Source organism: Cyanobacteria bacterium GSL.Bin1 (assembly GCA_009909085.1).
GTDB lineage: Bacteria > Cyanobacteriota > Cyanobacteriia > Cyanobacteriales > Rubidibacteraceae > Halothece.
This window is the reverse complement of the sequence record JAAANX010000164.1, coordinates 1-9346: the sequence shown is the minus strand read 5'-3', so window position 1 is coordinate 9346 and position 9346 is coordinate 1. Positions and strand designations below refer to the sequence as shown.

At 42.4% G+C, this 9346-nt stretch carries 13 protein-coding genes and 3 pseudogenes; all 16 read left to right on the top strand.

Annotated elements, in window-relative coordinates; all coding sequences use genetic code 11:
• Positions 1-254: 254 nt before the first annotated feature.
• The 16 genes and pseudogenes from GVY04_19375 to GVY04_19300 all read left to right on the top strand — a co-directional run bounded on the left by GVY04_19375 (position 255) and on the right by GVY04_19300 (position 9230).
• Complete coding sequence (locus GVY04_19375) at positions 255-728, top strand: PIN domain-containing protein (protein NBD18213.1); 474 nt, start codon at positions 255-257, stop codon at positions 726-728.
• Positions 729-731: 3 nt separating this feature from the next.
• Positions 732-959 carry a hypothetical protein gene (locus GVY04_19370; protein NBD18212.1) on the top strand — a complete coding sequence of 76 codons (228 nt, stop codon included), beginning with the start codon at positions 732-734 and terminating at the stop codon, positions 957-959.
• A 244-nt stretch (positions 960-1203) separates the two neighbouring features.
• Positions 1204-1413: a type II toxin-antitoxin system HicB family antitoxin gene (locus GVY04_19365; GenBank protein ID NBD18211.1), complete on the top strand. Its 210-nt coding sequence runs from the start codon at positions 1204-1206 to the stop codon at positions 1411-1413.
• 3 nt (positions 1414-1416) lie between these two features.
• Positions 1417-1641, top strand: coding sequence for an addiction module toxin, HicA family (locus GVY04_19360; GenBank protein NBD18210.1), 225 nt, complete (start codon positions 1417-1419; stop codon positions 1639-1641).
• Positions 1642-2052: 411 nt separating this feature from the next.
• Positions 2053-2616, top strand: coding sequence for a Uma2 family endonuclease (locus GVY04_19355; GenBank protein NBD18209.1), 564 nt, complete (start codon positions 2053-2055; stop codon positions 2614-2616).
• 456 nt (positions 2617-3072) lie between these two features.
• Positions 3073-3345, top strand: coding sequence for a hypothetical protein (locus GVY04_19350; GenBank protein ID NBD18208.1), 273 nt, complete (start codon positions 3073-3075; stop codon positions 3343-3345).
• Positions 3342-3727 (top strand): annotated as a pseudogene (locus GVY04_19345) (clan AA aspartic protease). Before GVY04_19350 ends, GVY04_19345 begins: the two are co-directional and overlap by 4 nt.
• A 1018-nt stretch (positions 3728-4745) precedes the next feature.
• On the top strand, positions 4746-5207 hold the full coding sequence (locus tag GVY04_19340) for a DUF29 family protein (protein NBD18207.1): 462 nt from the start codon (positions 4746-4748) through the stop codon (positions 5205-5207).
• A gap of 34 nt (positions 5208-5241) precedes the next feature.
• A pseudogene (locus tag GVY04_19335) lies at positions 5242-5506 on the top strand (Uma2 family endonuclease).
• A 101-nt stretch (positions 5507-5607) separates the two neighbouring features.
• Positions 5608-5754: a hypothetical protein gene (locus tag GVY04_19330; protein ID NBD18206.1), complete on the top strand. Its 147-nt coding sequence runs from the start codon at positions 5608-5610 to the stop codon at positions 5752-5754.
• Positions 5755-5933: 179 nt separating this feature from the next.
• A complete protein-coding gene (locus GVY04_19325; protein NBD18205.1) occupies positions 5934-6518 on the top strand; it encodes a Uma2 family endonuclease in 585 nt (194 codons plus the stop codon).
• Positions 6519-6591: 73 nt separating this feature from the next.
• The gene (locus GVY04_19320; protein ID NBD18204.1) at positions 6592-7281 is read left to right on the top strand and encodes a Uma2 family endonuclease; all 690 of its coding nucleotides are present in this window, start codon (positions 6592-6594) and stop codon (positions 7279-7281) included.
• A 125-nt stretch (positions 7282-7406) separates the two neighbouring features.
• Positions 7407-7782 (top strand): annotated as a pseudogene (locus tag GVY04_19315) (DUF29 family protein).
• Between the two features lie 20 nt (positions 7783-7802).
• Entirely contained in the window at positions 7803-8264 is a 462-nt protein-coding gene (locus GVY04_19310) for a DUF29 family protein (protein NBD18203.1), read from the top strand.
• 21 nt (positions 8265-8285) lie between these two features.
• On the top strand, positions 8286-8747 hold the full coding sequence (locus tag GVY04_19305; protein ID NBD18202.1) for a DUF29 family protein: 462 nt from the start codon (positions 8286-8288) through the stop codon (positions 8745-8747).
• A gap of 21 nt (positions 8748-8768) precedes the next feature.
• Positions 8769-9230 carry a DUF29 family protein gene (locus GVY04_19300; protein NBD18201.1) on the top strand — a complete coding sequence of 154 codons (462 nt, stop codon included), beginning with the start codon at positions 8769-8771 and terminating at the stop codon, positions 9228-9230.
• The last annotated feature ends 116 nt before the right edge of the window (positions 9231-9346 follow it).

The window sequence follows — 9346 nt, the reverse complement described above, 5'->3', positions numbered from 1 at the left end:
AAACTTGCTTGTCGCCGTTGAACTATGCCGTTAGATAGCAACTAGTACACGAAGGCGCAAAAGGAGCCAATGCTTCTCGGTTAGCGATCGCGCTTTTCCCCTGACAATCTGCCCAAAAAAACTGGCTGGCTTATTACACAGTGATGTGCTGAGCAATCTGTATGCTGATCGGCTAGTTCAGTTGTGATCTATGGTCGCAAAGGCAGACGAGCTATGGCTTAGTCTAAAATAAACAGGATCGCGAGCTGAAACGTATGAGTGAAACTGTTTATATCGAAACCAGTATTCTAGGATACCTTACTGCCAGATCGACAAGGAATTTGATTTTGGCAGCAAATATAGAGGTGACAAAGGAGTGGTGGGAACTTCACAGCAGTACATTCACACTCTTTATTTCGCAAGTTGTCCTAGATGAAGTGGCACGAGGAGATGAAGAAATTGCACTGAAACGCCTGGAAATTATTAATGGTTTGCCATTAGTGGAACTCAATCAATCTGTACGAAGTTTAGCTGCTCAGTTTCTTTCGCGGAGCAATCTTCCTCCCAAGGCTTCTGACGATGCGGTTCACATTGCAGCAGCCACCGTCCACGGCTTGGATTACCTGTTAACCTGGAACTGTAAGCATATTGCAAATGCCCAGATTCAGAGGAAGCTTGAGGAGATCGGCCTTGATTTTGGATATCAGTTACCCGTAATCTGCACTCCCTACGAATTATTAGGAGATTGAGCCATGTGGCAAGATGAAATCTTAGATGAAATTCATAAAATCCGCGAAGAACACGCTAAATCCTTTAATTACGATTTGGATGCAATGTTTGCAGATTGGCAGAAGAAGCAAGCAGAAGGCGGAAGAGAAGTTGTCAGCTTGCCTCCGAAGCGCGGTCTAACAATACGTTGGAGCGGACAGGCAGGAGATCTCGGTGAGGATGCAGAGGGTACTAGCCGCCACTCAACTTAGCCGTTGGAGTTACTTGACACTGATGCAGAAAGTGAGTGCTCGTATAACATAATCTTGATTCCGTACAAAGCGGGATATAAAGCGCGATCGCCGATATTTTAAGGATGTCCTAACGGACTTTTATTTATTTGTATAATGATGGCTGTGTTCCAACAGAGAGTAATGAACACATGAAAAACTATCTTGAGCGCTTAAAAATCTTGGCAAAACTAAAAGTTGACTAGTCGAGTAGAATAACTAGCTTATGAGAACCTTCACTGCAATTGTCGAGCGAGATTCTGACACTAACCTCTATGTTGGTTATGTTCCTGGGTTTGTTGGAGCGCACTCCCAAGGCGAAACTTTGGATGAGTTGCACGAGAATCTTGGTGAAGTAATTGAAATGCTCCTGGAAGATGAGGAAATAGTATTCAAGACGGAGTTTGTGGGGACACAACAGATTGTGGTTCAGTAAGCAATGAGTGACATTCCCGTTCTGAAGCTGCAAGAGGTTGTACGTATTCTAGAAAATTTAGGTTTTGTAGAGGTTCGTCAAAAAGGTTCACACAAGCAGTTTCGGCATGAAGATGGTCGAGGCACAACTGTTCCCTTTCATAAAGGACGTGATATTTCTCCCAGGCTTCTACGGCAAATTGCAAGCGACATCGAATTGACTGTTGAAGAATTGCTAGAGTCGCGGTGAGGTCTAACGTTGGAGTTACTTGATACTGATGCAGAAAGTGAGTATTCGCGTAACATAATCTTGATTCCGTACAAAGCGCGATATTTTAGGGTGGTTTACTTAACCCCTCTTTACAGAGAAGAAGTCTACATCTACATTGAAGTCTAAAGTAGGCTAACACCGCGCTGCAACGGACAGTATCGAAATCCTGGCGGAGATGCTAAACTTGCTTGTCAACATTTAACTATGCCGTTAGTCATACCAAAGTCGTCTAGACAAGGCGCGATCGCAGAACCCAAAAAGCGTGATCGTTGCTAGAAGATGATAAAATTCAATTATTGTCAAAGTCTAATTTGGGCGTTAAATGCAAAGTTAATTAACATTAAAATAGAGAGCGAGTTCTGAGTTTGGCAAATAGAAGGGTAAACCCAAATGTTACAAACATCATCTAAAACACTGACCTTGACCGAGTTTTTGCAATTACCAGAAACGAAGCCGGCGAGCGAATATATTGATGGTCAAATTATTCAGAAACCAATGCCTCAAGGTAAACACAGTATTATCCAAGGAGAACTCGTATCTGCTATCAATGGTATAGTTAAGTCTAAGCGTATCGCTCGTGCGTTTCCTGAGCTACGTTGTACCTTTGGTGGCCGTTCAACTGTTCCTGATATTGCAGTCTTTCTTTGGAGCCGCATTCCCCGCGATCAGAATGGGGCAGTAGCTAATACATTTCCTGTTGCGCCAGATTGGACAATTGAAATTCTATCTCCTGATCAAAGCCAGACAAAAGTAACAAAGAATATCCTTCATTGCCTGAAATATGAAACCCAAATGGGGTGGTTAATCGATCCAGATGAACAAACTGTGTTTGTCTATCGTCAAAATCACAAACCTGAAGTATTGGACGAGCCAGATCAAGTTGTTCCAATACCATCATTTGCAAACGAGTTTCAGCTTACAATCAAAGATTTGTTCGCTTGGCTATTGGAGTGAAAATTGAGTAGTTGCCAGCAAACTAACTTTGGTTGGCGCCCACGGTACACAGAGAGGTTATCGGTGATCGTTCAAGGCTAATTGCCCCTGCAAAACTTAAAACATTAGTCCTCCTTGGTAATTCAGTTTGTGATCGCAGAACTAAGAAAATGCGATCATTGCTAGAAAGTGATAGAATTCAGTTATTGTCAAAGTCTAACTATGCAGTGCAGCGGACGGGTGATCGCGTCCCGTTTTTTCAGAAACATCTCAGTCCGCCGCTGACCTTGGACGTCGGAGTGACTTGACACTGATGCAGAAAGTTAGTACTCGCGTAACATAATCTTGATTCCGTATAAAGCGCGATCTCAGATATTTTAGGGTGCTTTACTTAACCCTCCCCTTTTTGATTAAGGTTTAACCCTTCTCAAATCAGCTAGAATTGCTATTGTTCATCCTCAAACCTCAGTCCTAATTATGACAGGACGACAACCCCGCTATAGCAAGGAAGAATATGCTCGCCGTGGCGATGAGATTTATGAATCTCAGGTGCGCCCCCAAGTTGAGGCAGGTAATTACGGCAAGATAGTAGCAATTGATCTTGAAAGTGGAGACTTTGAAGTTGATAAAAGCGAAATTGCTGCTTGCGATCGCCTCGAAGCCCGTCACCCAGACGCTCAAATCTGGATGGTCCGCATTGGTTCTCGCCATGTTCGTCGATTCGGCGGACGCACCAAGAGAACCGAATGATGACCGGAATCGTCAACGGGGAGTTTGAACCGATTATTCCACTTTCCGTTTGTGACTCCGATGGCAAAATTTATACACAAGATGCGATTGTGGATACAGGCTTTAACGGCTGGCTTTCTCTGCCTCCAGACCTAATCACTCAACTGAATTTGACATGGAAAAGGCGAGGACGAGCAATTCTTGAATTCTTGGAGATAGTAGTGAATGTATTTTCGACGTTTACGAAGCAGTTGTAGTCTGGGATGGGGCACTGGTCACAATTCCAGTAGACGAAGCTGATTCAGAACCACTTGTTGGAATGTCGCTGATGGAGGGTTATCAGCTAATGATGCAGGTTTTTGAAGGCGGACAGGTCGAACTCCGCAAAGTTGGCACAGTCTAACAATCCCGTTGCACACCGACCGTATCGAGTCTTGTCGTTAAGTCCGAGACGCTACTAGTGGCGGGTGAAGCGGAACGTTGGAGTTACTTGATACTGATGCAGAAAGTTAGTAGTCACGTAACATAATCTTGATTCCGTATAAAGCGCGATCTCGGATATTTTAGGGTGCTTTACTTAACCCCATGCCGTCGAAATAGGTCTTTTAAGTCCCCCACTGTAAACTCCTACTCCCTGTGGTAATCTCGTCTGTGATTGTTGAATCATTTCCTGATAATTTTTGAAGGAAATACTAGCACTCTCGTGTTTCATCACCCGCCAGACTACTGGTAAGGCTCGTCCTCTGTGAATCACACATAAACGAACCAAACAATACTCATCCCAAAACATTGAGGTATCCAATGCCAGAAAGATGCTTTGTTCTTACCATTCTGCCAAGGCAGCTTTAATCAATGGTTTGTACAATCGATGAACATTGATTCTAGGGTTGTTGAGCCAGCGTTGAATCCGTCTTTGCTTGCTCTGGGCATATAATCCTCGGCATGGTATGTAGACAGACCATTTGGTTAGGTTAACGCTGCCAGTATGAATGAGGGCTACTAGGAGCCAGATACAGGTTGTCAGATGTCCCAAATGTTTCCAATCACAGGCTTGACCTATCCATGAGTTAAGGGCATTGTAAAGGGGGGAGTTTTGTTCACCTGGAGGCTCCTATCTGTTGTCTTGTGCAATAGATGGAGGGCTACTAAAAGCCCGCACTGTACCAAAGGTCAGCGTCGGGTAGTTTACAACTTCTTTTTGATATGAGTGGTTTCTATCTTTAAGAATGCTGACTCCCCTTTCTCTTTGTCAACTGCTTTAATTCCTTGTTTCATAATCACTTCAATACCTTAGCTCCCATGTTTTGTCAGTCAACCAGGGAAGTCCCAGTGAATTAGAAGAAATTAACTATACTGGAAGATTGCGCCTTTAGAATAGGTTTTAGGAGAAAACAAGTTGCCGTAAAGCAAAATCAAAAAACATGGTTGCACAATCTCAACAAGCACAAAAACAACTCTATGAAACGGATTACCATCTCTGGGTGTTGGAAACGGTGAAAAAACTCCAAAATCATGAATTGGAAGCGATTGATTGGGAGAATTTAATTGAGGAAATATCAGATTTGGCTCGGCGTGATAAGAAGAAGTTGAAAAGCCTGCTTAAAAATTTAATTGAACATTTACTTAAACTTAAATATTGGCAAGCTGAGAAAGCGAGAAATCAGGGACATTGGCAAGCTGAAATTACAAACTTTCGTCAACTCATTCGAGATGAATTGGAAGAGAGTCCCAGTTTGCAACCTTATCTGTACGAAATTTATCCTCAATGTTACGCCGAAGCCCGAAAAATTGCGTCTCAACGCTCTCAGCTTTCGCTCAATACCTTCCCTGAAAGCGCGATCGCGCCCCTCGATCAAGTCTTGGATGAAAACTGGTTACCTTAAGTTATGCTAGCCTATAACCAATCTTCAATCTGCGATGAGTGCTCGTTTAATCTCTTCTCAAAACCTCCCCATTCTAGAAAACGGCGATCGCGTGACCCCTGAGGAATTTGAACAACGCTATCACCGAATGCCCAATGTGAAAAAAGCAGAGTTAATCGAAGGAGTCGTTTACGTGCCCTCTCCCGTTAGAGTGACCCGACATGGCAGACCTCACAGTTGGATAATTGGTTGGCTCATCCAATGTGAAATTGCTACGCCTCATTATAATGGTTCGTGATAATGCAACAGTTCGACTCGATCGTGCTTAGGGATGTTGAATAGTATTTTGCGAGTAGTTTCTCGAGATCAAGGAGTCACTAAAGCTGAGATTATTAATACCTTGTAATTAAACCTCCCAAACATGATGAGTGAGTTACTCCTCATTTCAGCCCTAGTTCCCCGAGCGATCGCGCTAAAAATTCAGGAAGATGTACCTGGAACATGGACATTAGAAAAATTACCGCCTAAATTTATTAATCCCAAAACTAGAGGAAAAAGTAATGAGTAATATTAAATGTAGTACCTGTGGAAGTCAAAGATTACGCCTTCGGAAAACGGAAGGCGCCTGCTTTAACCGTTGGTCAAGAAATTGAAGAGCGCGATCGCGCCCTTAGCTAAAGTTTTAAGCATCAAGGGTTGGTTGAGGAGTTGGGTAAAACTTATTAATCAAAGAAGGAGCTAAATCTTATGACTGCCATCATTATTCCTAATGGCTTTAAAGTGACCTCCAGACAGTTTGACGAACTTGCCGAGACGAACACAGATGTTCGCATGGAACTGACAGCACAAGGAGAATTAATTACTATGCCTCCAACGGGTGGCAGTGCTGGGAAATGCAACTTTAATCTTTACCTGGATTTAGGCTTTTGGAACCGAAGCACTGGTTTAGGTGTCGCTTTTGACTCCTCAACGATTTTTATTCTGCCCAATGGAGCCAGACGTTCTCCCGATGTGGCTTGGGTGAGGTTAGAAACCTGGCAATCCTTAACTCCAGAAGAACAAGATGGCTTCCCTCCCCTAGTTCCAGACTTTGTAATTGAATTAGTTAGCCCTAGCGACCTGAAAAAACAAAAGTATAAAGACCTACAAGGAAAGATGCTGGAATATTTAGACAATGGGGTAAGACTAGGATGGCTAATTGAGCCTAAAACTCGAAAGGTAGAAATTTATCGTCAGGGGCAGGCGGTTGAGATTCTGCAAAACCCGAAATCTCTTAGCGGAGAAGATGTCCTCCCTGGCTTGGTTCTCAACTTAGACCTGATTTGGAGCTAGAAACAGCCCTCCCTCGATGAAAACGGGTTGCCTTTAGATTTCCTAAGCTTACAATCACTTTTTAATCTTAACTATGAGTTCCTCTTCAACTCTCTTTCAAAACCTCCCGATTTTAGAAAACGGCGATCGCGTCACCCGTGAGGAATTTGAGCGTCGGTATCACCGAATGCCCAATGTGAAAAAAGCGGAATTAATTGAAGGAGTGGTTTACGTGGCATCCCCCTTAAGATATCGACAGCATGGCTTACCCCACAGTCAAATCATGATTTGGTTGGGCAATTACGCAATATCCACCCCAAGATTAGAAACCGCAGATAATACAACAGTCAGATTAGACTTTGATAATGAACCGCAACCCGATGCCCTGTTGCGTTTGGATGAATCAGTGGGGGGAAACTCTCGGATTAGTGAAGATGATTACCTTGAGGGAGCACCAGAATTAATTATGGAAGTTGCCAGCAGTAGCGCCTCCTATGATTTACACGATAAGTTAAAGGTTTACCGTCGCAATGGAGTACGGGAATATTTGGTTTGGTTGGTCGAGGATCAGGAGTTTCGGTGGTATATTTGGGCAGAAGGAACCTATCAGCAATTATCCCCAGATGAATCAGGAATTTTGAAAAGTCCCTTTTTTCCTGGATTATGGTTGGATGTATCGGCGCTGTTGGCGGGAGAGATGCAACAGGTGCTATCCGCGCTCAACTCAGGAATTAGTTCCTCAGAGCATAAAACATTTGTTGAGCAATTGAGTAAAACTCAATAATCTCGGTGCGCGATCGCAGCAAGGAAGAATATCCGTTAGGATTACAAGCCAAACCCTATCTTGAAGTGAATGCAATAGAAAAAACGCTAAAGAGATATAAAAATATACAGGGAAGGGAACAAACCATGGCAACCGAGCTAACTCATCAAAAACATAAGCAACTCTATGAAACGGATTACTATCTCTGGGTAGTAGAAACGGTGAAAAAAAACCAAAATCATGAATTGGAAGCGATTGATTGGGAGAATTTAATTGAGGAAATATCAGACTGAAATTACAAACTTTCGTCAACTCATTCGAGATGAATTGGAAGAGAGTCCCAGTTTGCAACCTTATCTGTACGAAATTTATCCTCAATGTTACGCCGAAGCCCGAAAAATTGCGTCTCAACGCTCTCAGCTTTCGCTCAATACTTTCCCTGAAAGCGCGATGTCGCTTTGCGACCGTCCGAAGGACATCGCGCCTCTAGAACAAGTCTTAGATGAAAACTGGTTACCGTAACTAAGTAAAGGTCAATAACAATGGTTGCAGAATCTAAACAAAGACAAAAACAACTCTATGAATCAGATTACTACCTCTGGGTGGTAGAAACCGTTAAGCAACTGCAAAATCGAGATTTTGAAGCAATTGACTGGGAGAATTTAATTGATGAGGTTTTAGATTTGAGTAAACGAGAGAAACGGAAACTAGAAAGTTTACTCATTAAGTTGTTTGAACATTTGCTCATCTTGCAATACTGGCAATTAGAAAGAGAAAGGAATCGTGGACATTGGGAAAGAGAAATCACCAGTTTTCGGCTACAGATTCTGAGACAATTGGAAGATAGTCCAAGCTTGAAAAATCATCTGAAAGAGAGGTTGCAACAATGCTATCAAGATGGCTGTAAATTAGCTTCTAAACATTCTCAACTTGCCAAAAACACCTTTCCCTCTGAACCGATCGCGCCCTTAGAAAAAGTTTTAGATGAAAACTGGCTACCGTAACTAAAGTAAAGGTCAATAACAATGGTCACAGAATCTAAACAAAGACAAAAACAACTCTATGAAACCGATTACTATCTCTGGATCGTAGAAACGGTTAAAAAACTCCAAAATCGAGATTTTGAAGCGATTGACTGGGAAGATTTGATTGATGAGGTATCAGATTTGGGTCGGCGTGAGAAAAAGAAACTGAAAAGTCTCCTCAGAAATTTATGGGAACATTTGCTGAAATTAAAATACTGGTCGAGTGAATGGGAGAGAAATCAATCTCATTGGAAAGGTGAAATTCGCAATTTTCGGAAACAGATTCGAGATGAATTAGAAGATAGCCCGAGCCTGAACAATTATTTGCATGACATTTCAGCACAATGCTACGAAGATGCCAAAGAAATCGTCAGTGATAAGTCCCAACTTCCGTTAGATCATTTTCCTGAAAGCGCGATCGCGCCCTTAGAAAAAGTTTTAGATGAAAACTGGCTACCGTAACTAAAGTAAAGGTCAATAACAATGGTCACAGAATCTAAACAAAGACAAAAACAACTCTATGAAACCGATTACTATCTCTGGATCGTAGAAACGGTTAAGCATCTACAAAATCGAGATTTGGAAGCGATTGATTGGGAAAACTTAATTGAGGAAGTATCCGATTTGAGTCGGCGTGAGAAAAGAAGACTGGAAAGTTTACTCAAAAGATTGATGGAACATTTGCTGAAACTGAAATACTGGGAATCTCAAGTTAAAGACAACGAAACACATTGGAAAAGAGAAATTCTTAATTTCCGTCAGCAACTCCAAGAAATCTTAGCGGATAGTCCGAGCTTAAAGCCATATATCAAGGAAGTTTATCCTGAATGCTACCGAAAGGGGCGCAAACTTGCCTCCACGGCCTCAGGATTACCTTTAGCGTCTTTTCCTTCAGAACCGATCGCGCCCCTCGATCAAATCTTAGATGAAAACTGGTTACCCTAAAAAAAGAAAAAAGGTCAATAACAAAGGAGGGGGGTCTTTAAAATGCTGAAGGGTGAGCTGGGGACAGTTGCGGCAAAATTCTCTATAATGAGTTTTACTCCAAACTGATCGGATAA

What these genes read in the sequence shown, in the direction of transcription:
- GVY04_19375 (NBD18213.1), top strand. Translation starts at nt 255, where the DNA reads ATGAGTGAAACTGTTTATATCGAAACCAGTATTCTAGGATACCTTACT.
- GVY04_19370 (NBD18212.1), top strand. Translation starts at nt 732, where the DNA reads ATGTGGCAAGATGAAATCTTAGATGAAATTCATAAAATCCGCGAAGAA.
- GVY04_19365 (NBD18211.1), top strand. Translation starts at nt 1,204, where the DNA reads ATGAGAACCTTCACTGCAATTGTCGAGCGAGATTCTGACACTAACCTC.
- GVY04_19360 (NBD18210.1), top strand. Translation starts at nt 1,417, where the DNA reads ATGAGTGACATTCCCGTTCTGAAGCTGCAAGAGGTTGTACGTATTCTA.
- GVY04_19355 (NBD18209.1), top strand. Translation starts at nt 2,053, where the DNA reads ATGTTACAAACATCATCTAAAACACTGACCTTGACCGAGTTTTTGCAA.
- GVY04_19350 (NBD18208.1), top strand. Translation starts at nt 3,073, where the DNA reads ATGACAGGACGACAACCCCGCTATAGCAAGGAAGAATATGCTCGCCGT.
- GVY04_19340 (NBD18207.1), top strand. Translation starts at nt 4,746, where the DNA reads ATGGTTGCACAATCTCAACAAGCACAAAAACAACTCTATGAAACGGAT.
- GVY04_19330 (NBD18206.1), top strand. Translation starts at nt 5,608, where the DNA reads ATGATGAGTGAGTTACTCCTCATTTCAGCCCTAGTTCCCCGAGCGATC.
- GVY04_19325 (NBD18205.1), top strand. Translation starts at nt 5,934, where the DNA reads ATGACTGCCATCATTATTCCTAATGGCTTTAAAGTGACCTCCAGACAG.
- GVY04_19320 (NBD18204.1), top strand. Translation starts at nt 6,592, where the DNA reads ATGAGTTCCTCTTCAACTCTCTTTCAAAACCTCCCGATTTTAGAAAAC.
- GVY04_19310 (NBD18203.1), top strand. Translation starts at nt 7,803, where the DNA reads ATGGTTGCAGAATCTAAACAAAGACAAAAACAACTCTATGAATCAGAT.
- GVY04_19305 (NBD18202.1), top strand. Translation starts at nt 8,286, where the DNA reads ATGGTCACAGAATCTAAACAAAGACAAAAACAACTCTATGAAACCGAT.
- GVY04_19300 (NBD18201.1), top strand. Translation starts at nt 8,769, where the DNA reads ATGGTCACAGAATCTAAACAAAGACAAAAACAACTCTATGAAACCGAT.